Here is a 21,856-nt window from a genome sequence, read left to right as displayed (position 1 = left end):
CGGTGTTCCTACTGTGGAAGCGTGCTTCCTCTCCACGCCGGGCCCGGCGACCAGATCGAGCCGTTCACGGCCCTCCGGTTGCTGACGGGCTGGACCCTCGAACCGGTGTTACTCGCCGTGATCGTTGTCCTCGGCGCCCTCTATCTGTACGGCGTCCACCGGCTCCGCAAGCGGGGTGACAAATGGTCCCGCGCCCGGACGTTCGCCTTCGTCGGACTGGGCCTGGGCAGTGCCGTGATCGCCACCCAGTCGGCGCTCGGCACCTACGACACGGTGCTTCTCAGCGTGCACATGGCCCAGCACATGATCCTGTCGATGCTGACGCCGCTGATGCTCGCGCTCGGTGCGCCGATCACGCTGGCCCTGCGGACCCTGCCGCAGCGACCGCGGAAGTGGTTGCTCTCCGTATTGCACTCGCGGCTCGCGAAGGTGCTCTGCTTCCCGCTGATCGGCTTCACGCTGTTCGTGCTGAGCCCGTGGGCGCTCTACTTCAGCAGCTGGTACGACGCGACGCTGCACTCCGCCGTACTGCACGACTTGTTGCATCTGCACTTCATCCTGGTCGGTTCGCTGTTCTTCTGGCCGCTGCTCGGCCTCGACCCGGTGCCCGGCCGGGTGATCTACCCGTTCCGGCTGATGCTGACCTTCCTCACGCTGCCGTTCCACGCTTTCCTCGGCATCACGATCATGTCCGCGAACAAGCTCATCGCCGAGGACTGGTACACCAGCTTCGGCCGGTCCTGGCCGCCGTCGCCGCTGCACGACCAGTACATCGCCGGCGGCCTGCTCTGGGGGTCCGGTGACATCGTCGGGGTGGTGTTCTTCGGCGTGCTGTTCGTCCAATGGGTGCGTGAGTCGCAGCGGGAAGCCCGCCGCGAGGACCGCCGGCTGGACCGGTTGGAGGAACAGGCTCGCCGGGCCGGACAGGCACCCCGGTAGCATTCGCCGTGTCCAGTCTTCTTAGAACACAGCTTGGGATGGATCGATGAGTTCAGAGCGTCCGCTGAAGGTGCTGGTCTACAGCGACGACCGCACGACGCGGGAGTCCGTCCGGCTGGCGTTGGGCAAGCGGCCCGCCGCTGATCTGCCCGAGCTCGAGTACGTCGAGTGCGCGACCGAGCCGGCCGTGATCAAGTCCATGGACAAGGGTGGGATCGACCTGGCCATCCTGGACGGCGAAGCGGTTCCGGCCGGCGGCATGGGCATCGCCCGGCAGCTGAAGGACGAGATCTTCGAGTGCCCGCCGGTCCTCGTCATCACCGGCCGCCCGCAGGACGCGTGGCTGGCGACGTGGTCGCGGGCCGAGGGCGCGGTCTCGCACCCGATCGACCCGGTGCGGATGGCCGAGGTCACCGCGGACCTGCTCCGGCAGCGGCTGGCGACCCTGCCTGCCACCACCGCCTGACGCACCATGCCTGCCTACACCTGGCCCCAGGTGCTCAATCCGCTGTTGCGGCGCGAGGACCTGGAGGCGTCCGCCACCGCGTGGGCGATGGAGCAGATCCTGTCCGGCGCGGCGTCGCCGGCGCAGCTCGCGGGGTTCGTGATCGCGCTGCGGTCCAAGGGCGAGACGGTGACCGAGGTGGAGGGCCTGGTCGCGACGATGCGCGACTTCGCCACCCGGGTCTCGGTCCCGGGCCGGACCCTGGACGTGGTCGGCACCGGTGGTGACCAAGCCCACACAGTGAACATCAGCACGATGTCGGCGATCGTTGCCGCGGGCGCCGGCGCGAAGGTGGTCAAGCACGGCAACCGCGCGGCCTCATCGGCTTGCGGTGCGGCCGACGTACTCGAGGAGCTCGGGATTCCGCTCGACCTCACTGCAGCGCAGGTCGCGGAGGTGGGGGAGCGGGCCGGGATCACGTTCTGTTTCGCGCCCGCGTTCCACCCGGCGCTGCGGCATGCCGCCGTACCTCGGCGGGAGCTCGGCGTACCGACGACGTTCAACTTCCTCGGCCCGTTGGCGAACCCGGGTGATCCGTCCGCACAGGCCGTTGGGGTCGGGGACGCGCGGATCGCCGGGCTGATGGCCGGGGTGCTGGCGCGGCGTGGGATTGACGCGTTGGTGTTCCACGGCGATGACGGGCTGGACGAGTTGACCACCCGGACCACGTCGCAGGTGTGGATTGTTGGCGGGGGAACGGTCGACGGTCCGTTCACGGTCGACCCGCGGGAGCTGGGGATCGAGCCGGTGACTGCGGAGGCGTTGCGTGGCGCGGATGCTGCTTTCAACGCGAAGGTTGTGCGGGCGCTGCTCGAGGGCGAGCCGGGTGCCGTGCGGGACGTCGTACTGCTGAACGCCGGTGCTGCGCTGGCGGCGTACGAGCCGACCGAAGGACCGATCACCGCGCGAATCCGGGCCGGGATGGACCGGGCCGCGGAGGCGATCGATTCGGGGGCGGCGAAGGAGACTTTGGATCGGTGGATCGCGGCGTGTGCTGAGGTGCGCTGACTGCTTGGGTGATCCGGATCGGGCCGACGGGGGTGCTCCCCGCCGGCTCTTCTGTTTTCGGTCGCCCGGTGGCTAGCCGTTGAGCTTGATCTGCTTGACCTTGTTGCGCCAGATCTGCTGCCAGGCCGGGGTGCTGCCGGCGATGTCGGCGATCGACACCATCGCGGTGCCGTCGCCGCGGTCGATCACCACGATCATGATCGTGGAGAACGTCTCCTTCAGCTTGGGTACGCTGACCGCCACCTTGGTGGTGATCTCGTGCCCCTTGTGGCCGTTGATCGTGATCGCCTTGTGCGTGGTGCCGGACAGCTTCGCGTCCTTCGAGTACAGGCCGACGATCGCCCGCGTACCCGCCTGGACCGCGGCCTCCTTCAGGCCGGCCGGCGTCGTACTGAACTTGATGTCCGGGGCGAGCTGGCCGAACGAGACATAGTTGCCCCAGTCGACGCCCTTCTGGCCGGTGTAGTCCTTGTGGACGACGAAGAAGATCGCGGCGCCGCCGTACACCCCGGACCGCTGCGCGTCCTGGTTCTGCCAGGCCGAGCTCATGATCGGCATCGTGTCGTTGTTGGCGGCAATCAGTTCGGTACCGAGCACCTTGCCGATCGGCGGCGGGGTCTCCGACGGCTTCACCGATGGGGACACCGTTTGCAACGGCTTCGAGATCCCGGTCGGCAAGGCGACCGGGGTGACCGCGTCGGCCTTCGTCCAGATCCAGCCGACGCTCAGCCCGGTCGTGGCAAGCGCGGCGACGACCAGCACCAGAGCCCCAATCAACCGAGCCCTCGCAGCCGCATCCAGCGAAGCCTTACCACCACCACTCCGCCGCCGTGGCTTCGTAATCCCATACCCCTCGTCCTCACCACCCGAGCCGTACCCCGCCTGCCCGTGCGACGCCTGTCCCGCATGCTGTCCCGACGGCAGTTGCCCATACGCCTGCGCCCCCGCCCCGGACTGCTGCCCGTACGCCTGACCGGCCGGCCCGTACGACGGCTGCCCGGCCTGTCCATACGGCGCCGGCCCGGGCTGCTGCCCGTACGACGCCTGCCCAGCGTGCTGGCCCGCTCCCGGACCCCCAAGACCCTGCGCACCCGCACCCGCGCCGTACGCCTGCGACCCGGACGGCCCGTGCTGCTGCCCCGCCTGCGCGGGCTGCTGTCCGTACGGCGGCTGACCCGGGCGCTGCGTCTGCGGTTGCTGCGCCGGACCCTGCCCGGAGTGCTGGGCAGGCGGCGGCTGCCCGTAGGCCCGCTGACCCGGCTGCTGAGCCTGTGGCTGCTGCCCATACGGCGGCTGATCCGGCTGCTGCGGCTGACCCGGGTGCTGGGGCTGTGCCGCGGACGCTGGCCGTTGCGGCTGAGCGCCATACGGCTGCTGACCTTGCTGAGGCGAGGCCGGCGGCTGAGCCGCGTGCTGCGGCCGGCCCGGCTGCTGCGCCTGCTGATAGCCAGGCTGCTGGCTAGCACCCTGCTGGGTTGGCTGCCCGACTCCCGACTCCCCGCCGTACGGCTGGCTCTGCGGCTGTCCGCCGTACTGCTGACTGGGCTGCTGCGGCTGGCTGTACTGCTGCGCCGGCGGTTGTCCGTGCGACGGACTGGATGAACGTGGCGGCGGGGGAGGAGGCGGCGGCGCAGGGGCGGGGGACTGACCGAACAACGGATCAGACGACGCACCCAGCCCACCAGACGTCCCACTCAGCGGCTCATGATCCAGCGGATCCGGGACCGCGTGCCGCCGATCCGCGGCCGACGGCGGTGCAGACGTGAACCACGCATCCGGTGCCGCCGGCGCAGGCGACGTACCGGACAACGAGTCCCCAGACTGCCCAAGCGACTCACCCGCCTCGGACTGCCCGAGCGCATCACCCGGCCGGGACTGCCCGTGCGCATCAGTCGCGTCGTACGGCCCGCGCGGATCTCCTGATGAGGGATCGCGAGGGTCAGCGTCCGAGCGGTTGTAGCCGGCGGGCGGTTGTGGGGGTGCGCTGTGCCGCGCCGGAGGGCGCTGGGGCGGTTGTGGGGTCTGGTCTTCGTTCTCAGCCAACGTTGATTCCCTTGTAGGCCTGGCTCTCGGCGGTCCTCAGATCCGGCCGGTTGATCGGTATGTCGCTGATGTACGCGACGGCGGTCCCGTCACCGAGGTCGAAGACGGCCACCGTTAGCCTAAGCACTCGGGCGGTCAACTGGGTCGACTTCGCCGTCACTGTCTGCTGGATGAACCACCCCGGCTTGCCGGACCGCGTCACCGCCCCGCTCCCGGCGCTCTTGAACGTGACCGGTACGTCGCCGTACATCGACGTCTGCACCTCGCGCGAAAGCCATCCCGCGGTCGCCTTCGGCTCGCCGTTGAAGCCTGAGGCGGTACCGAGCGCGCCGACGAAGATGTCGGCGTACCAGTCGTTCTGGCCGTCGAAGTTCGCCTGCAGGAGCATGTACTGGCCGCTGGAGTTCTGCAGTTGCGGTACGAGCCGCTTCCGGTCGGACCACGGCGAACTACGGCGCGGGAACGAGATCGCGTCCGACGAGATCCGCTCACCCTCATGCAACTTCGGATTCTTCGACTGCCCCGGCGTGGTAGTCCCCGAGGCACTCGGCTGCCCCGTCGGCTGCGTCCCACTCGGCTCAACCGTCGGCTGACTGGTCGGCTGGTTCTCCGGCTCGGCCTTCTCGTCGTCCCCCGAAGTGATCACAAAGAACCCAGCAATCACCAACATCACGCACGCGACAGCCCCACCCACCATCAACCAAACCCTGCCCCCAGCCCCACCAGACCTCTTCCTCCCACCCTGCTGCCTACCCGATCCGCCGCCCTGTTGCTGGCGGCCCCATCCGTCAGCCCCACCCTGCCGCCTGCCCGACTCGCCAACTCCACCACCCTGCTGCTTGCGGCCCCATCCGTCAGCCCCACCTTGCTGCCGACCCCAGGTGCCATCGGCGGCTTGCCCACCCCAGGCCCGACTACCAACTGCCCCTGCACCGGCCGCCCCTGCACCAGCCGCCCCTGCACCAGCCGCCCCTGCACCAGCACCCTGCTCCCGCCGCCCCCAGCCCGCACCGCCAGCCGCCTGCGCACCCCATGCCTGTCCACCGCTGGCCTGCTCCCCGCCACCCCACGCCCCGCCGGCCGCGTGCTCACCACTCGCCTCCGGCTGACGACCCCACGGTCCAGCAGTCACCGACCCACCACCAGCCGCCTGCTCGCCACCAGCGTCCGACCCACCACCCGCCGGCCCGCCACTCCGGGCTCCAGAAACCGTCTGCTCGCCGGCCTCCGATCCACCACCCCACCCATCACCACCGGCGCGCCCGTCACCACCGGCCCGCCCACCCTCCCGCGGTTCCCGCCCCCAGCCGCCACCACCTGCCTGACCACCGCCACCCCAGGCCCCAGCGCTCTCCTGACCACTACCAGCTCGCTGCCCGCCACCCCACGACCCGACTCCAGCCTGGCCACCGCCCTGCTGTTCACGACCCCAGCCGTCACCACCGGTCTGCTCGGCGCCGCGCGAGGGGCCACCGTTCGCTTGGCCATCACCTGCCTGCTGTCCGCGCTCCCACGCCCCGGCTCCGGCCTGACCGCCGGCCTGCGGTTGACGCCCCCAGCCGTCACCGCTTGCCTGTCCACCGTCACCCCACGACCCGGCGTTCGCCTGACCACCGGTCTGCTGACCACCACCCCATGAGCCAGCGCTGCCTCGCGCGTCGTCCGCCTCCGGCTGCTCTCCGCCTCCCCGAGCCGCACCACCAGTCGGCTCTCCACCCCACGAGCCACCAGCCGACTGCTCCCCGCCGCGGGCTCCGGCATCCGTCCGGTCGGCGGTCACTGCTTGGCCGTCGCCCCAAGGTCCGGCGGCCACAGACCTACCGCTCGTCGTTTGCTCACCGCTATCGGTCTGCTGGGTGTTCGGCGGTACGGCGTTGTCCCGGCCGGCACCCGTCTGCTCGCCGTCGGTCCAAGGACCGGCGGTCACCGAGCTACTAACCGTCGTCTGCGCGCCGCTCGGCGGTACGGGGTTCTCGCCGGCGGTAGGCGTCTCGTCCGCGCCGCGGGGTGGTCCGGCGGCGGTCGGCGTACCGGTTCCTGTCTGCTCGTCGCTCTCGGTCTGTCCGCCGCTCGATGGCTCGGCGGTCGCCTGCTGCGCGTCGTCCGGGTGCTGCTGTACGTCGTCAGCCGATGGGGCAGCGGTCGGTTGCGGGTTGTTCGCGTCCGTCTGGTCGTCGGGATCCGTTGCTGGGCTACCAGGCCGCGCTACGCCCAATGGGACAACGTTTGTGGGCTGCGGGTCGTCGGCTGCCTGATCGGGACGACTGCTGGAGGTCTCGTCGGTTGCCTGTTCCGCACGTGCGTCCGTGGTCTCGTCAGTTGTTTGTTCTGCACCAGCCGGGGTCGGGTCGTCCACCTGGCCTGCGTCGGTCGAGTGGTCGTCGCTGGGCGTCTGCCCGCTTGGCTCGGTGTTCGGCTGGTTGGTGGCCTCGTTGGAATCGCGGACCCACGGGTTGTGGTTCGCCTGCGGGGCGCCGTTGGTCGTTTGCTGTATTGCTGACCCGGCGTCGGCCGGCTCGGCATCGGCGTTCGTTTGTACGGCGGTTGTCGGGGGCTGGTCCGGTGCTTGCTGCGCCCTGCCGTGAGGATCAGCGTTGGTCCCGGCGTCGCCGGCTGCGTGCTGGGTCGGCGACTCGGCGGTCGCCTCGGCACCGATGTCGGTGCTGGCGTCGCCGGTGGTCGGCTGGGGGTGGCTTTGCCAGGCCTCGTCGGCTGCTTGTTGTGCGGTGCGCGGACGGGTGGCGGTTGACTGGTCAGCGTCGATGGTCTGGGGTGCCTGTGGGGCGGTTGGTTGGTTGCTGTCCCCTGAGGTTTGCTGGGTTGGCGACTCTGTCGGTGCCTGATCGCTGGCGTCGCTGGGCTTCTGCTGCGCGAGCGGTCGCGAGGTCTCGTCGGTTGCGTTGCGGCGAGGGGCGTCGGTTGCCTGGTTGGCCGAGCTGGTGGGGACTTGTTCGCGGCTTGGCGAGGAGTTGTTGGGTTGCTGCTCCGCCTGAGGCTGCGCGGTGGGGTGGTCGGCTGGGGGATGTTGGACCGACGGGGTGGTGTTCGGGGCGTTGGTTGAGGTGCGGCCGGTTACTTGTGGGGTTTCGCCCCATCTTTCAGCGGCTGTTTCTTTTGCGGTTGCCTGGCGCGACGGGTGTTCTCCGGGCGGAGTTTGGTCGTCGCTGGGAGTGCCGGGGTTCTGCTTGTCGTCGGAGGTGGGGGGTTGCTGGACGCCCCAGAGGCGCTGGGCTTCGTTGGCGTCGGCTTGTTTGACTCCCCAGGTTTGGCTGGCCTGGTGGGTTGCCCAGTCGGGCGGCTGGCCCGCGTTTTCGTTGGGTTGGTTCGCCGGGTCCTGCGGCTTGAGGGTCTGGATGTCGGGGTGGTCTTGTGAGGGGTCCTGGGGGTTGCGGGGGGCCCACTGGTCTGGGGACGTGGGAGTAACCAGCTGGGGGTTCCAGGTCGCGCGGGGGCGGTCTGCTGGGTCCAGGTTGGCTTGTGGCGTGTGCTGCTCGACGGACGGCATGTGGTCAGCCGGCTCGTTGGCACTCGGTGCCGAACTCGTGGTGGTCTCGCCCGCAGGCTGTGCCTGGGTGGTGCTGCCGCCGCCCGCGGGCTGTGCGGGGTCGGCGGTGGGGTGCTCGTGTTCGGTGCGGTTGGTCCATTGGGTCCCGTTCCACCAGCGGATGGTGTTGGGCTGGCCGGTGGGGTCCGGGTACCAGCCTGCGGGAGGGTTGCTCATGAAGTCACGGTAACTTCGGCGCGTGTCAGTCGAGCGGTCGTTTTACTGCGTCAGATGCCGTCCTCTTGGCCGAGGCTGAAGGCTGCCTCGAGGTCGTGCGAGGAGTACGCCCGGAACGCGATGTGGGTCTCGGTACTGACGACGCCGGGCACCCGGTTGACGTGGTCGGGGATGACGGTGGCGAGGTCCTCGTGGTGGGCGACCCGGACCATCGCGATCAGGTCGAGCCCGCCGGTGACGGAGTACACCTCGCTGACACCCTCGATCGCCGCCACCTGCTCGGCGACCTCCGGGATCCGTGCGACGTCGGCCTTGATGAACACGATCGCGGTGACCATGCCGTCCTCTCCTCGAGCTCACATCCCAACCCGCTGAAGCATAATGCCGGCCCCGCTGCCGGCACGTCCGGGATCAGACCGGATCCAGCCGCTGGAGCGCAGCGGCGGTCGAGGGATCGGCGGGAAGGAACGCCTCCATGCGCAGCTCGGACACAGTGACGTCCACAGCCGTGCCGAAGCGCGTGAGGGTCGTGATGAGGCGCAGGTCGCCCTGGGCGGATCGGAGCCGCAGCGGTACGGCGAACCCCAGGTGGTCGGGCGTGAGGTCGGGTCGCGGTGGGACCAGGGCGGTGAGTTCCTCGATGAGGGCATCGGACTCGGGAGCTGGGTTCTGCAAGGCCTCGCGCGTCAGTGCGTCAATGACATGCCAGGACCATTGGGGAAAGTTGAGGATCCGGGGCGCAAGTCCGTCGGGGTGGAGGAGCAGGCGCGGGACGTTGATCGGCGCGGTCAGCAGAGCGTCCGAGCTCCCGGCGGTGAGGACGTGGAAGGCCCGGTTCGCGAGCACCAGGTCACCGCGCCGGTCGACGACGACAGCCGGGTACGGGCGGTGGCCCTCGAGGATCTCGGTCAGCGCCGTCCGGATCGCCCCAAGACCCACATCGTCGTACGGCGTCTCGTCGTACGCAGGGGCGTACCCACCCGCCAGCAGCAAAGCGTTGCGGTCGCGCAGCGGGAGTTGGAGCGACTCGGTCAGCCGGATGACCATCTCGCGGCCGGGGACCGAGCGGCCGCTCTCGATGAAGCTGACGTGGCGTTGGGTCGTGCCGGCGCGTACGGCGAGCTCCAGTTGGCTGACACGTCGGCGCGTCCGCCAGTGGCGGAGGCCGGCGGACAGCTCGGAGGGACGTGTCGAGATCAGCACCTGTCCTGTCTAACCGATGGCACCGACAGTTCCGCTGCTATACCTGGCAGGGAATTGTCGCGAGCAGGGCTCCTCGGCAAGGTCGTAGTCAGGGCGGCACCACGTCGTCCCGGTTGCGAGGAGGAACGTCTTGTCCGATGTGAAGAACCCGGCCGAGGAACTGGCCGATCGGTACGTCGCGGTGTGGAACGAGCCCGATCCCGACGTACGCCGGAAGGCGGTCGAAGAACTGTGGACCGAGGACGGTGTGCACCTGCTCGAGCCGCCGGAGGAGATGGTGACGCGGGCGGCAGAGATCGGGGTGGTCGCGGCGTTGGAGGCTCGTGGTCATGACGCGCTGAGTCGACGGGTGACGCGGGCGTACGACGAGTTCGTGGCGCCGGGGGAGTTCGTGTTCCGGCGGCGGGGTGAGGCCGCGGTGCTGAGCGACCTGGTGAAGCTGCGCTGGGAGATGGTGCCGGCGAGCGGGGGAGAGGTGCTTGCCGTGGGCATCGACCTGTTGGTGCTCGGCGCGGACGGCCGGATCCGGAAGGACTATCAGTTCATCGAGGGCTGAGTGCGGGGCCGACTGGGCGCATCCGCCGGCGGCGCTCGGTGGGGTGTTGGTGCTGCTCGGAATGGGAGTTGTCGAGGCGGGTCAGGTGGCGGGCGGCGCCGGAGATGGGGCAGGTCCAGGTGCCGTCCATCTCGACCAGCCGGATGCCGGGCTGGTCCAGCCAGCGAAGCACGAGGTCGATCTCCTCGGGAGAGGCGGACGCGACCGGACCGATGCCCGGAAGGACCGTCTCGGCAGACGCACGCAGCATGTCGAGGTACTTCCGCGGATCCGTGCCCCGCGGGCTGATCCCGGCGGCCGCGAGCCGGCCGCGGCGGATCACGTGGAGCTCCCAACCACCGTCGTCGGTACGCCGGGCCGCGCAGATCTCCGCGCACGCGGTCACCGACGCCATCCGCTGCATCCGTGCCGAACTCCGCACGAACGCACTCAACCGATCCCGCTGGACGGCGGCGTCCTCGAACCGCTCGTCCGCCGACAGTAGGTCGATCCGCCGGTCCAGCGCCTCGACCACCGGTGTCGGGTCCGCGGTCAGCGCCGTCCGCAGCGCCGTCACGAACTCGCCGTACGAATCCGCGGAGATCCGCCCGTCGCACGGCGCCACGCAGCGGCCCATCTCCGCCAGCACACATGGGGACAGCTGTGGCGTACGCGACATCCGCGCCGTGCACTGCCGGATCGGGAACGCCTCGTGCAGCGCAGCCATCGCTCGCTCGGCCGTCTTCCGCGAGCTGAACGGGCCGAGATAACCAGCGTCGTCGTCCTTCACCTGTTTCACCAGCGACAGTCGCGGAAACGGTTCGACGGTGACCTTCAGCCAGTGTTGCCGCTCCGGGAACTTCGACCTGCGGTTGTACCGCGGCTTGTGCTCCGCGATCAGCCGCAGTTCGCGGATCTCCGCCTCGAGCGACGTCCCGCACTCGATCCCCCGGACGCCGGTCGCGATGCCGATCATCTCGCCGATCCGGGTGCGGGTCTCGGAGGCGGTGAAGTACGACCGCACCCGATTCCGCAGGTCCTTCGACTTGCCGACGTACAGCACCTCGCCGCGGTCGTCGGTGAACAGGTACACGCCCGGTGCGTGGGGCAACGTTTCGGACAGATGCCGCTTGGCCCGCACGGCCGGTGCGACCCGGGACGAGAACGTCTGCAGGTCCTCGAGCGTCTGCACGCCCAACGAGCCGACGCGTTCGAACAGTCCGTGCAGCACGTCGACCGTCGCGCGGGCGTCCGACAACGCGCGGTGGTTGGGTGTCGTGGTCGTGCGGAACAGCTTGGCCAGCGTGCCGAGCTTGCAGTTCGGCGCCTCGTCCGGCGTGATCACCCGGCGCGCCAGCAGCGCCGTGTCGACGACGGCGAAATCGGGCCAGTCGTACCCGTGCACCAGACTGTCGTGTTTGAGGAAGCCCATGTCGAACGGCGCGTTGTGCGCCACCATCACGCAGCCCCGGGCGAACTCGAGGAACGCCGGCAGGACCGAATCGATCCGGGGTGACGAGGCAACCATCAGGTTCGTGATCCCGGTCAGCACGGCGATGAACGGCGGGATCGGATCGGCCGGGTTCACGAGCGTCTGGAACTCGCCCAGCACCTCGCCGCCGCGCACCTTCACCGCGCCGATCTCGGTGATCCCGGATTCGCCCGGCGCGCCACCGGTCGTCTCCAGGTCGACGATGCAGAACGTGATGTCGCGCAGCGGCGTACCCAGGTCGTCGAAACTCGGCTGGACGCCACGGATCGGCATCAGCGGTTCCGGTTCCGGCGCGCGCACTGGGCTGGTCATGTCCAAGACGCTAAGAGCCCCCACCGACAATTCCGCAGGTGACACGCGAGAGAGTCGACTACGCTCTCTGTATGCGTACACAGGCGATCACCGCGAAACCGGCCGTAGCGCCGGGCCGTTGTGGTCTGCATCACTGGCCACGGTCTTCGTGCCGCCAGGCCATCGTCCGGGCCGGACTGCGGACCGGTGACTGAGACAGGCACCGCCGCGAGCTCCGCCGCTACCTCCTTGCCCGAACCGGTCCGGCAACGGGTTCTTGCCCTCGCCGCGCACGCTCTCGGCCAGCTGCCCGCGTCCGACATCCCGGCACCGCTGCGCCGGTTCGCGAGCTTCGCGCCGGCCAAACGCGCGAAGCTGTCGGCGTCCGTGCTCGGCCCGATCCTGGAGACCGACGACCACTTCCGCCGGCTCGCGGCCTTCCAGGTACGCCGGGAGCACCCGGAGCTGGGCGACGCGGTGGCAGAAGGAGTGCCGGTGCCGGCCGCGGACCCGGTCGAGGTCGCGGCGCTGGCGTACCTGCTGCGTCCTGACGACTGGGAGCAGCACGTCGCCGCGGCCGCACAGGTCCCGGTCGAGTCGCCGCGCGCCGACGAGGAAGCCGTCAGCAGACTGTCGGACCAGCTCGACCAGGCCCGGACCGAGGCGCGGCAGGTCCGCGAACGGCTTCGCGAACAGGTCAACGAGCTCAAGGCCGAGAACGTCACGCTCCGGCGCAAGCTGAACGAGGCGCGGCAGCGGATCAGCAGCCTGCACAGCGATCTCGAACTGCGGACGACCGAAGCCGAGACGGCCGACGAACGCGTCGACGCCGCACGTGCCGAAGTTGAGCGTGAGCTGCGCAAGCTCCGCGCCCGCATCACCGAACTGGAAGCAGTCGACTACGCGGCCCGTCGTACGGCGGGACAGGAACGGGAAATGGCGTCGACGCGGACCAGACTGCTCCTGGACACGTTGCTGGAGGCAGCGAGTGGGCTGCGGCGTGAACTGGCGCTGCCACCCGGGGGAGACCTCAGACCGGCCGACACGGTCGCGGGGACGGAGCCTGAGGCCGCTCCGATGGGACGGACGGCTCCGGACGACGATCCGGCCCTGTTCGACGAACTGCTGGCGTTGCCGCAGGTGCATCTGATCATCGATGGCTACAACGTGACGAAGACCGCATGGCCGAACTCACCGCTGCATTCGCAGCGTCAGCGGCTGGTGACGGCGTTGGGTGCGCTGGTGGCGCAGCGCCGGATCGAAGTGACGGTGGTGTTCGACGGGGCCGAGCTGTCCGGACCGGTCCAGTTGAACCCACCACGCGGTGTGCGGGTGCGGTTCAGTCCGGCCGGAGTGATCGCGGATGAGGTGATCCGGCAACTGGTCCGGGCCGAACCGCAGGGGCGCCCGATCGTTGTCGTCTCGACCGATCGCGAAGTTGCCGAAAGCACCATCAAGCTCGGTGCCCGCTCACTCTCCGCCACCAGCCTCATTTCGCGTATCGCCCGCGCCTGAGTTCAGAAACTGTCGGCGGGGCTCTCTAGCGTCCTTCTCAGCCGGATGCAAGTCCGGGTGCTTCCCCACTTTGGAGGACGTTGTGCTGATCGACTGCGACGCTTGTGTGATGAAGGGTCCGGGTTGCCAGGACTGCGTGGTCACGGTGGTGCTGGGCTTCTCGGCGGAACGGTCCGGCACCCTGCGGATCGATGACGACGAGCGCGCCGCCCTGGACGTGCTGGCCGAGTCCGGACTCGTGCCGCCGTTACGCCTCGTGCACGCTGTCAGCAGCATCGAGCCGGACGCTGCTGCCCCAACCCCTGACGGAGAAGGTGAAACGGCCGTTGGGTCGGGATGATCCTTCGTTAATTTTGGATCAAACCCGAGGGGCGAATTGCACTGGTCACGAAACGGTCACTACTGTTACGTCTCGTTGCCTCAGGGTGTCGGCTGATCGGGCCGGCCGGGCAGCGGCAATGCCGAGGGAGTGACCCGTCGGCGGACGTGGGTGCAGACCCGCGGCCGGCGTGGTCGACGGGGACGGCGTCGAGCAGAGGAAGGGACCGACCGGGCTGTGTCCATCGGACGCATCAACCGCACCAAGGGAATCGCCCTCGCCGCCATCACCAGCACGGCTGTCGCTGCGGGCGTGATCTTCATCCAGACGGGAGCGGACGCGGATCCGAAGCCCACCCTGGACCAGGCCAAGAAGCAGGTCGCCACGCTGCAGCACAAGGCGGAGGAGGCCGGTGAGTCGGCCAACGATCTGCGCGGGCAGATCAGCGCGTCGGCTGTCCGGGTGAAGGCGCTGCAGGCTGGGATCGCGAAGCAGCAGGCCCAGGTGGACGCGGTGAAGCGGCAGATCGGCTCCCTGGCGGTCGCCGGGTACCAGACTTCCGGGATGACGACGACGGCGCAGTTGCTGCTGTCGACGAACCCCGACCAGTTCCTCAGCCAGGCCTCCACCGCGCAGGCGTTCGCCGGCCAGCAGAACTCGGCCCTCCGCAGGTTCCAGCAGGCCCAGGGCAAGCTCGGCGACCTGCAGGCCAGCGAGCAGTCCGAGCTGGCCTCGCTGAAGGCCGTGCAGGCCCAGCAGGACACGCTGAAGAAGCAGATCCAGACCAACCTGGACGCGGCCGAGAAGGTCCTCGACAAGCTCAGCGACGCGGAGCGGGCGAAGATCCAGGCGGAGAACGAGAAGGAAGCCGAGGACGCTCGCGACGAGCGCCCGAGCCGTGACGAGGACCGGATGGACGACAGTCTTCCGGTGCCGGTCAACGGCCGCGCCGGTACGGCGGTCCAGACCGCGATGGCCCAGCTCGGCGACTCCTACGTGTGGGGTGCCGACGGGCCAGACTCCTTCGACTGCTCCGGCCTGATGATGTACGCCTGGGGCAAGGCCGGCGTCTCGCTGTCGCACTCCTCGAAGGCGCAGGCGAGCGAGGGCCGCCGGGTCAGCAAGAGCCAGCTGATGCCGGGCGACCTGGTCTTCTACTACTCGCCGATCAGCCACGTCGCGATGTACATCGGCAACGGCCGGATCGTGCACGCGAGCCGTCCGGGCAAGCCGGTGAAGACCGACCCGATCGACCTGATGCCGTACAACACCGCGGTCCGTCCGGGCTGACCTGCACCCTTGACATACTCTTCGGCTCCGGGGCACTTCCCCCGGAGCCGAGTCGTTTCACCATCGTCCAAGTGCTCTACTGTCGGAGGAGGCACGTAGTGTCCCGCCTGACTGGGGCAGGTGAGCAGCGAGGGGCCGAGGTGATCGACGAGCAGGGCGACACGGTGCCTCTCCCGGTGGTTCCCCCGGACGATCACCCGCCGCAGCCGCTCGTGCGCAAGCTGCCACCGGCCTTCGGTCCGATCGTGAAGAAGGTGGCGCTCGGCCTCGCCATCTGCCTGGTCGCCGGCGCCGGGTACGCCGGACTCCGGCAGATCGCCGACGCTCCGGCCGATCCGAACTCGCCCGTCGCCCAGCCGCCGCAGACCTCCACGACGCCCGACGAGGCGGCCGAAGGGGTACGACGTGCCGTCGCCGGCGAAGCGGTGCTGCAGAAGATGGCCGACGCGGTCGAGAACGACAACCGCACCGAGTTCCTGGCCACCATCGACCCGCGGGCGGCCGAGTTCCGGGCCGCCGCCCGGACGATCTTCGCCAACCTGACCAACCTCCCGATCGGCTCCTTCACCCTGCGCTACGTGAGTGATGACACCGGCGCGCTGACGCCGGACCGGCAGGCCGAGCTCGGCGGGTCCGAGTCCTGGCTGGCCCAGGTCGAGGTCTCCTGGCAGCTCGCCGGCTACGACACGAAGCCGGCCCGCGAGATGCTCCCGGTCACTTTCGTCTCCCGCGACGGGACGACGTTCGCGGCCTCGTTCTCGGAGCGGTTCGTGGCCGGGCAGCGGCGGCCGATCTGGACGCTCGGCCCGATCGATGTGGCCAAGAGCGAGCACAGCCTGGTCATCAGTCTGGGCTCGGAGTCGGATGCGAAGACCTACCTCTCCGTCGCGGATCGTGCGGCCGAGTCGGTCAGCGAGGTCTGGGGGAAGACCAACTGGCGGCAGAAGGTGATCGTCTACCTGCCCGCCAAACAGGCCCAGATGGAGGCCATTCTCGGCGCCGCGCCGAACACGTATACCCAGATCGCAGCCGTCACGATGGCAGAGCTGGACACGCCACAGGTCGGTGCGCCGGTGCGGATCGTGGCGAACCCGAAGCTCTTCGAGGAGCTCGGCAAGCAGGGCCGCCGGATCGTGCTGACCCACGAGACCACGCACGTCGCGTCGACGGCCACCGCGTCACCGGTTCCGCTTTGGCTGGCCGAAGGGTTCGCGGACTACGTTGCCTTCACCGCCGTCCCCGTGCAGGACGAGTCGGCCGCAAAGGAGTTGTTCAAGGCGATCCGGGCGGGCGACGTGCCGGCCACTCTGCCCACCACGCAGTCGTTCGCGGCGTCGGCGAAGGACCTTCCGCAGGCGTACGAGTCGGCCTGGCTCGCCTGCCGGCTGATCGCCGAGCGCGAGGGGCAGAGCAAGTTGGTGAAGTTCTACCGCGCGGTGCACGCGTCGAAGAGTTCGACGGGGCTGGCGGACGCGTTCAAGTCGGTACTGGACATGACCGAGGCCGAGTTCGTCGTCGAGTGGCAGAAGTACCTCAAGAGGCTCGCCGGTGTCTGAGTCGGCCGCACGGTGGACACCCCGTGCGTCCGCCCTGATCCTCGCCGTCGCTCTGGTCCTGGCGATCGTCATCACGACGCCCTGGCATCTGATCGACCTGCCCAAGCCCGAGACGGTCCTGGACTTCACCCCAGCCGAGATCGCCCGCCAGAACGCGTTCCGGCACGAGCTGTTGCCGTGGTCAACGACCTCCTGGGTGCTCTCGGTCCTGGTCCCGCTGGTGATCGGCTTCAGCCCGCTGGGCCGCCGCCTGTACGACGCGATCCGCCTTCGCCGCTGGTGGATCGTCGTACCGCTGCTGGTCGCTGGGCTCGGGCTGATCACCAGCCTGATCACCGTGCCGACCGACGTGATGGCCGAGCGGGTCTCCCGGAAGTACGGCCTCTCGGTGCAGGGCTGGGGTCTGTGGACCCGCGACCGCGCGGTCAACTGGCTGCTGATGTCGTTCGCGCTGGCGGTCGTCGCCCTCGGTCTGATCGCACTGGCGAAGCGCTGGCGGCAGGGCTGGTGGTTGCCCGCGGCAATCGTGGCCGCGCTGCTGGTGCTCGGAGTCTCGTTCGCCTACCCGGTGCTGGTGGAGCCGCGGTTCAACTCCTTCACCTCGATGTCGGCCGGCGCGCTCCGCGACGACCTGATGAAACTGGCCGCCGACGACGGCGTACCGGTGAAGGATGTGCTGGTGGCGGACGCGTCCAAGCGCACAACCGCCTTGAATGCTTACGTTTCCGGCTTCGGATCGACCCGTCGACTGGTCGTCTACGACACGCTCCTGAAGGACACCCCACCCGCGCAGATCCGACTCGTGGTCGCGCACGAGCTCGGGCACGCCGCGGAGAACGACGTACTGCACGGCACACTGATTGGCGTCCTCGGCGCGGCCTTCGCGGTGACGCTGCTGAAGTTGTTGCTCGGGGCCCGGATGGCCGACCCACGGCGTACGGCGATGCTGCTGGCCCTGATCGTCGTCGGTACGACGCTCGCCTCGCCGGTGCAGAACCTGGTCAGCCGCAAGATCGAGGCCCGCGCGGACCATCACTCGCTCGAGCTGACGCACGACCCGCAGGACTTCGTCGCGATGCAGCACGACCTGGCGGTCACGAACATCTCTGGTCTGGACCCGAACCGCTGGCGGTACTGGATGTTCGCCACCCACCCGACCGCGCCGGAGCGGATCGCGATGGGCCGGGCCTGGGCCACCGCACACGGCGAGACCGTCCCGCCGCTGGTCGACCGATGACCGTCCTCGTCGTCACCAACGACTTCCCGCCGCGGCAGGGCGGGATCGAGACGTTCGTCCGATCGTTGTGCGATCAGCTCGACGAGGTGGTCGTCTACACCTCCCGCTCGCCTGGCGACGCGGTGTACGACGCCGGTCTGCGGTTCCCGGTGGTACGGGACCGGACCGCGATGTTGTTGCCGACGGCCCGCGTCACGAAGTACGCCGTACGCCTGATGCGCGAGTACGACGCCGACCGGGTGCTGTTCGGCGCGGCCGCGCCACTCGGCCTGATGGGACCGGCGCTGCGACGGGCCGGGGCGCGGCGGATCGTCGCGATGACCCACGGGCATGAGACATGGTGGGCCGGCGTACCCGGCACGAGGCAGGCGTTGCGGCGGATCGGCGACGCCGCGGACACGGTGACGACCGTGTCGTCGTGGTGCGCGGACCAGATTGCTCCAGCGTTGTCGTCGGCCGCGGTACGTCGGATGCGGCGGTTGACGCCCGGGGTCGACACCCAGCGATTCATCCCGGATTGCGGGGGAGAGCAGGTCCGCAAGGGACTCGGGCTCGAGGGCGTCCCGCTCGTCGCCTGCGTGTCGCGGCTGATTCCACGCAAGGGGCAGGACACTCTGATCCGCGCCTGGCCGCGCGTCCTGGCCTCCGTACCGTCGGCGATGCTCCTGCTCGTCGGTGGTGGTCCCGATCGCGAGCGTCTCGAAGGGCTCGCGGCTGCGGTCGGTGTCCGGCCGTCCGTGGTGTTCACCGGGCCGGTTCCGTGGGCGGACATCCCGCCGTACGTCGATGCCGCGGATGTGTTCGCGATGCCGTGCCGGACCCGGCGGCTCGGGTTCGAGCCGGAGGCGCTCGGGATCGTCACGCTGGAGGCGTCCGCTACCGGCAAGCCGGTCGTAGTCGGGGACTCCGGCGGCGCCGGTGACACGGTCCGCCACGGCGAGACCGGCTACCTGGTCGACCCGTACAACCCGGTCCCGGTCGGCGTACGGATCGCCGAGCTCCTCTCCGACCCTGCACACGCCCGGGCGATGGGCGCGGCGGGCCGCGACTGGGTACGACGCGAGTGGTCGTGGGACCGCAGCGGCGCCGTACTGCGGGAGCTCCTCGAGGTGTGACCAGAACGCGGTGGACGAACCTGTGGTCGGTTCGTGTATTCTGCGGATATGCATCAGATGTCCCGACTTGCCGCAGCCGTACGAGCTCAATGCTCTCCGGCTGCCGCGGCCTGACATCCTGAAACTTCCACCGGCGACCGGAAACGGTTCGCCGGTGTTGTTGTTTCCGTAGCCCGGTGGTCTGGTTCCGGTCAGTACAGACAAGGAACCACAATCATGACCATCACCAGGACTTTCATCGACTTCTTCCTCGACCGGGGCCACGTTCCGACCACGGGTTCCACGCTCATCCCACGCCTGGGTGATCCCGTGCTGTTCACGACCTCCGGGATGCATCCGCTGACGCCGTACCTGGAAGGGGAACCCCATCCGCTGGGGCACAGACTCACCGGTGTGCAGCGATGCCTGCGCACCACGGACCTCGACGAGGTGGGGGATCCGACCCACCTCACCGTGTTCGAGATGCTCGGCTCGTGGTCGCTCGGGGACTACGGCAGCAGCCAGACCCTGCGCTGGGGCTACGAACTGCTGACCGAGGGCTTCACGATTGACCCGGGCCGGCTGTACGTGACCGTGTTCGGCGGTGACGACCAGGTGCCGCTCGACCAGGAGTCACTGCAGACCTGGCAGGAGCTCGGCGTGCCGATCGAGCTGACCACCGACGACAACTGGTGGTCGAACGGCCCGACCGGTCCCTGCGGCCCCGACTCGGAGATGTTCGTCTGGACCGGCGAAGGCGACCCGGAGGGTACGCCGAGCACGGACAAGCGCTGGGTCGAGGTGTGGAACCACGTGATGATGCGCTACCGCCGCCTCGACGACGGATCGCTCGAGGAACTCAAGCAGCAGAACATCGACACCGGGCTCGGCCTCGAGCGGCTGACCATGCTGCTGGAGGACAAGGACTCGGTCTACGAGACCTCGCTGTTCGAGCCGTGGATGCGGATCGTGCCGAAGCTGTGGCGGCTCGACGAGCAGTCCCAGCGGATCGTGATCGACCACCTGCGCTCCAGCATGGTGATCGTCGGCGACGGCGTGCATCCGTCGAACACCGGCCGCGGCTACGTGCTGCGTCGGCTGATCCGCCGGGTGCTGACGATCCTGTGGCGCGACGACGAGTCGCGAACGCTGTCAGATCTGCCGCTGGAGTTGTTCGAGCACACGCTGAACCACTTCCACCAGGGCGAGACCGTCACGCTGGTGCGGCGGATTCTGATCGACGAGGAGATCCGGTTCAGCAACCTGCTCGACCGCGGCCGGAAGGTGCTCAGCCACGAGCGGTTCCACAAGTCGCTCGACGACACCGACTACGAGTACCTGCACGAGACCCACGGCCTGCCGCGGGAACTCGTGGACTCGTTGCGGTAGTCAGATGCCGGCCGGGTCCAGGACGTCGGTGCGGGGAGTGTCGGAATCCGGGATCTCCGGAGGGACGACCTTCCCGACCGACGACTGGGCCACGAAGGCGCCGGCCAGGACGATGACGCCGCCGATGATCTGGTTGGTCCGCAGCGTCTCGTTCAGCAGGATCCAGGCGAAGATGCTGGCGGCAACCACCTCGACGTACGCGACCGCGCCGCCGATGGCCGCCGACAGCCGCTGCACCGCGGCGGCGCCGGCCAGGTAGGCGACGACCGTGCTGACGACGATCAGCCAGCCGGCCAGCAGCCAGCCCGGCGCGTGCCGGTCGCCGATCGCGATCGTGTCGACCAGCGTGTGCCACGGGACGCCCCAGGGTGCCGAGATCGCGGTCAGCACGACCGCACCGACCACACTGCCGGCCGCGGTCATGACCAGCGGATCCGCGGCACCGGTCAGCTTCTCGATCAGGATGAAGTACGTCGCCTGGCACGCGGCCGCGGCCAGACCCGCGATCAGGCCGACCGCGTCGATCTGTACGCCGGACCAGATCTCCACCACCGTGGCCAGACCGATCAACGCGATGCCGACCCCGACCGCGGCGGTCCGCGGTACGGCGACCTTCTGACCGAACTTGAGCCACGCGACCACGAGCACCGGCCCGGAGAACTCCAGCATCAGCGCGACGCCCACCGGCAGCCGGCTGGCCGCGATGAAGAACAGCGTCTGGCAGCCCGCGATCCCGGTCAGGCCGTAGAGGACGAGGGCCTTCCAGGACGCGCGGGCGGCGCGCAGACCCGCGGAGCCGCGGAACGCCAGCGCGAGCGGCACGAGCAGGGCGGCGGCGCCGAGGATGCGTAACCAGGCCGCCTGTTCCGGTGAGAAGCCGGCCCCGATCAGGGCCTTGGCGAACGGCCCCGACCCACCGAAAGTGACCGCGGAGAAGACCGCGAACCCCAACCCCACCGACTTCGTGCTGTACATGGGCATAACAGTCTCATGCCCATTACATGGCTGTCGAGCGCGATTCTCGGCAGGTGGTCAGAGCACGTTGATCGCGCGGGCCGCGACGATCCCGACGGTGAGCAGCGCGATCGCCGACTGGATCGTCATCAGCGTCTTCACGCGGGCGCTCAGCGGCATTGTGTCGGTCGGACTGAACGCGGTCGCGGCGGTGAACGCGACGAACAGGTAGTCGGTGAATCCGGGCAGCCAACGGTCCCAGCCCGGCAGGTCGACCGTCATCTGCGGGAACAGCAGGTCCGCCCGCTCCGCCTCGCGCTCGTGCTCGGGTGCCCGCGCGAAGGGTCCGCCACGGTCGATCTCCCAGTACCAGACGGCGAAGGCGACGACGTTCGTCACCCAGATCAGCAGCGCCGCCTTGACCAGCACCCTGCCGTTGTCGGCCTCACCGGAGCCGAGGAAGAGGATCAGCCCGGTCAGATAGAACGCGTTCACCAGCACGAGTACGGCGAGCAGCACGATCTCGACCCAGCGCAACCACGGCTCGTCGCGGGTCAGGTGGAACGGGTTCGCCCAGACCAGGGGGATCAGCAAGGCCGCGCCGATGGCGGGCATCAGCCAGCGCGGCAAGGTGCTGATCTCGGTCGGCACGAGCAGTTGAAGGACCAGTGCCGCGATCACCGCCAGCGAAGCCGGCCAGCGCCGGATGTGGCGCATACTGCGTGCCGCAGTCTTCGGATCCTTGTTCACTCCAGCATTCTGACC

Annotated in this window: 20 protein-coding genes; 13 read left to right on the top strand and 7 right to left on the bottom strand. The window is 69.2% G+C overall.

The window, feature by feature from the left end; genetic code table 11:
• The first annotated feature begins 21 nt into the window (after positions 1–21).
• From E0H75_RS18010 to trpD, 3 genes are read left to right on the top strand one after another with little or no spacing between them, the layout of a single operon-like run.
• Complete coding sequence (locus tag E0H75_RS18010; protein ID WP_131514676.1) at positions 22–939, top strand: cytochrome c oxidase assembly protein; 918 nt, start codon at positions 22–24, stop codon at positions 937–939.
• A 46-nt stretch (positions 940–985) separates the two neighbouring features.
• Positions 986–1,405: an Rv3143 family two-component system response regulator gene (locus tag E0H75_RS18005; protein ID WP_131514675.1), complete on the top strand. Its 420-nt coding sequence runs from the start codon at positions 986–988 to the stop codon at positions 1,403–1,405.
• Positions 1,406–1,411: 6 nt separating this feature from the next.
• Complete coding sequence (gene trpD, locus E0H75_RS18000) at positions 1,412–2,452, top strand: anthranilate phosphoribosyltransferase (protein WP_131514674.1); 1,041 nt, start codon at positions 1,412–1,414, stop codon at positions 2,450–2,452.
• Between the two features lie 72 nt (positions 2,453–2,524).
• Here trpD and E0H75_RS17995 read toward each other — a convergent pair whose 3' ends face one another.
• Entirely contained in the window at positions 2,525–3,229 is a 705-nt protein-coding gene (locus E0H75_RS17995) for a hypothetical protein (RefSeq protein ID WP_238163097.1), read from the bottom strand.
• A gap of 111 nt (positions 3,230–3,340) precedes the next feature.
• Here E0H75_RS17995 and E0H75_RS17990 point away from each other — a divergent pair, with 111 nt between their 5' ends.
• Positions 3,341–4,054, top strand: a complete 714-nt coding sequence (locus E0H75_RS17990) for a hypothetical protein (RefSeq protein WP_165553813.1) — start codon at positions 3,341–3,343, stop codon at positions 4,052–4,054.
• A 433-nt stretch (positions 4,055–4,487) separates the two neighbouring features.
• Here the strand turns inward: E0H75_RS17990 and E0H75_RS17985 are convergent, their stop codons facing one another.
• The gene (locus tag E0H75_RS17985) at positions 4,488–5,141 is read right to left on the bottom strand and encodes a hypothetical protein (protein ID WP_131514672.1); all 654 of its coding nucleotides are present in this window, start codon (positions 5,139–5,141) and stop codon (positions 4,488–4,490) included.
• 438 nt (positions 5,142–5,579) lie between these two features.
• Between E0H75_RS17985 and E0H75_RS17980 the strand changes: the two genes are divergently transcribed.
• The gene (locus tag E0H75_RS17980; RefSeq protein WP_131514671.1) at positions 5,580–6,134 is read left to right on the top strand and encodes a hypothetical protein; all 555 of its coding nucleotides are present in this window, start codon (positions 5,580–5,582) and stop codon (positions 6,132–6,134) included.
• A gap of 2,132 nt (positions 6,135–8,266) precedes the next feature.
• Here the strand turns inward: E0H75_RS17980 and E0H75_RS17975 are convergent.
• Complete coding sequence (locus E0H75_RS17975; RefSeq protein ID WP_131514670.1) at positions 8,267–8,554, bottom strand: Lrp/AsnC family transcriptional regulator; 288 nt, start codon at positions 8,552–8,554, stop codon at positions 8,267–8,269.
• A gap of 73 nt (positions 8,555–8,627) precedes the next feature.
• Entirely contained in the window at positions 8,628–9,419 is a 792-nt protein-coding gene (locus E0H75_RS17970) for a helix-turn-helix domain-containing protein (protein ID WP_131514669.1), read from the bottom strand.
• A 130-nt stretch (positions 9,420–9,549) separates the two neighbouring features.
• Between E0H75_RS17970 and E0H75_RS17965 the strand changes: the two genes are divergently transcribed.
• Complete coding sequence (locus E0H75_RS17965) at positions 9,550–9,975, top strand: nuclear transport factor 2 family protein (protein ID WP_165553810.1); 426 nt, start codon at positions 9,550–9,552, stop codon at positions 9,973–9,975.
• On the opposite strand, the gene E0H75_RS17960 is transcribed toward E0H75_RS17965, so the two are convergent.
• Complete coding sequence (locus E0H75_RS17960) at positions 9,962–11,758, bottom strand: DEDD exonuclease domain-containing protein (RefSeq protein ID WP_131514668.1); 1,797 nt, start codon at positions 11,756–11,758, stop codon at positions 9,962–9,964. The genes E0H75_RS17965 and E0H75_RS17960 overlap by 14 nt on opposite strands.
• A gap of 186 nt (positions 11,759–11,944) precedes the next feature.
• Here E0H75_RS17960 and E0H75_RS17955 point away from each other — a divergent pair, with 186 nt between their 5' ends.
• The 7 genes from E0H75_RS17955 (at position 11,945) to E0H75_RS17925 (ending at position 20,137) form a co-directional block, all read left to right on the top strand.
• Entirely contained in the window at positions 11,945–13,252 is a 1,308-nt protein-coding gene (locus E0H75_RS17955; RefSeq protein ID WP_131514667.1) for an NYN domain-containing protein, read from the top strand.
• A gap of 109 nt (positions 13,253–13,361) precedes the next feature.
• Entirely contained in the window at positions 13,362–13,592 is a 231-nt protein-coding gene (locus tag E0H75_RS17950) for a hypothetical protein (RefSeq protein WP_337589509.1), read from the top strand.
• 216 nt (positions 13,593–13,808) lie between these two features.
• Positions 13,809–14,861: a C40 family peptidase gene (locus E0H75_RS17945; RefSeq protein ID WP_131514665.1), complete on the top strand. Its 1,053-nt coding sequence runs from the start codon at positions 13,809–13,811 to the stop codon at positions 14,859–14,861.
• A gap of 98 nt (positions 14,862–14,959) precedes the next feature.
• Positions 14,960–16,417 (top strand): hypothetical protein, encoded by a 1,458-nt coding sequence (locus tag E0H75_RS17940; RefSeq protein ID WP_131514664.1) that lies wholly within the window; start codon positions 14,960–14,962, stop codon positions 16,415–16,417.
• Entirely contained in the window at positions 16,410–17,654 is a 1,245-nt protein-coding gene (locus tag E0H75_RS17935; RefSeq protein ID WP_131514663.1) for a M48 family metallopeptidase, read from the top strand. The genes E0H75_RS17940 and E0H75_RS17935 overlap by 8 nt, the downstream gene beginning before the upstream one ends.
• A complete protein-coding gene (locus E0H75_RS17930; RefSeq protein ID WP_131514662.1) occupies positions 17,651–18,769 on the top strand; it encodes a glycosyltransferase family 4 protein in 1,119 nt (372 codons plus the stop codon). Before E0H75_RS17935 ends, E0H75_RS17930 begins: the two co-directional genes overlap by 4 nt.
• 216 nt (positions 18,770–18,985) lie before the next feature.
• Complete coding sequence (locus tag E0H75_RS17925) at positions 18,986–20,137, top strand: alanine--tRNA ligase-related protein (RefSeq protein ID WP_131514661.1); 1,152 nt, start codon at positions 18,986–18,988, stop codon at positions 20,135–20,137.
• Here E0H75_RS17925 and E0H75_RS17920 read toward each other — a convergent pair whose 3' ends face one another.
• Positions 20,138–21,112: an EamA family transporter gene (locus tag E0H75_RS17920; protein WP_238163096.1), complete on the bottom strand. Its 975-nt coding sequence runs from the start codon at positions 21,110–21,112 to the stop codon at positions 20,138–20,140.
• A 57-nt stretch (positions 21,113–21,169) separates the two neighbouring features.
• Positions 21,170–21,841 carry a DUF1345 domain-containing protein gene (locus E0H75_RS17915; protein WP_131514659.1) on the bottom strand — a complete coding sequence of 224 codons (672 nt, stop codon included), beginning with the start codon at positions 21,839–21,841 and terminating at the stop codon, positions 21,170–21,172.
• Between the last annotated feature and the right edge of the window lie 15 nt (positions 21,842–21,856).

The sequence above is a fragment of the Kribbella capetownensis genome, assembly GCF_004331485.1.
GTDB lineage: Bacteria > Actinomycetota > Actinomycetes > Propionibacteriales > Kribbellaceae > Kribbella > Kribbella capetownensis.
Note: the sequence above shows the minus strand (reverse complement) of the source record. Positions and strands in the feature narration are given on the sequence as shown.

Excerpts from the sequence above, each read along its gene's own strand:
- E0H75_RS17925 (WP_131514661.1), top strand. The coding sequence starts at position 18,986 with ATGACCATCACCAGGACTTTCATCGACTTCTTCCTCGACCGGGGCCAC.
- E0H75_RS17950 (WP_337589509.1), top strand. The coding sequence starts at position 13,362 with ATGAAGGGTCCGGGTTGCCAGGACTGCGTGGTCACGGTGGTGCTGGGC.
- E0H75_RS17975 (WP_131514670.1), bottom strand. The coding sequence starts at position 8,554 with ATGGTCACCGCGATCGTGTTCATCAAGGCCGACGTCGCACGGATCCCG.
- E0H75_RS17930 (WP_131514662.1), top strand. The coding sequence starts at position 17,651 with ATGACCGTCCTCGTCGTCACCAACGACTTCCCGCCGCGGCAGGGCGGG.
- trpD (WP_131514674.1), top strand. The coding sequence starts at position 1,412 with ATGCCTGCCTACACCTGGCCCCAGGTGCTCAATCCGCTGTTGCGGCGC.
- E0H75_RS17960 (WP_131514668.1), bottom strand. The coding sequence starts at position 11,758 with ATGACCAGCCCAGTGCGCGCGCCGGAACCGGAACCGCTGATGCCGATC.
- E0H75_RS18005 (WP_131514675.1), top strand. The coding sequence starts at position 986 with ATGAGTTCAGAGCGTCCGCTGAAGGTGCTGGTCTACAGCGACGACCGC.
- E0H75_RS17920 (WP_238163096.1), bottom strand. The coding sequence starts at position 21,112 with ATGTACAGCACGAAGTCGGTGGGGTTGGGGTTCGCGGTCTTCTCCGCG.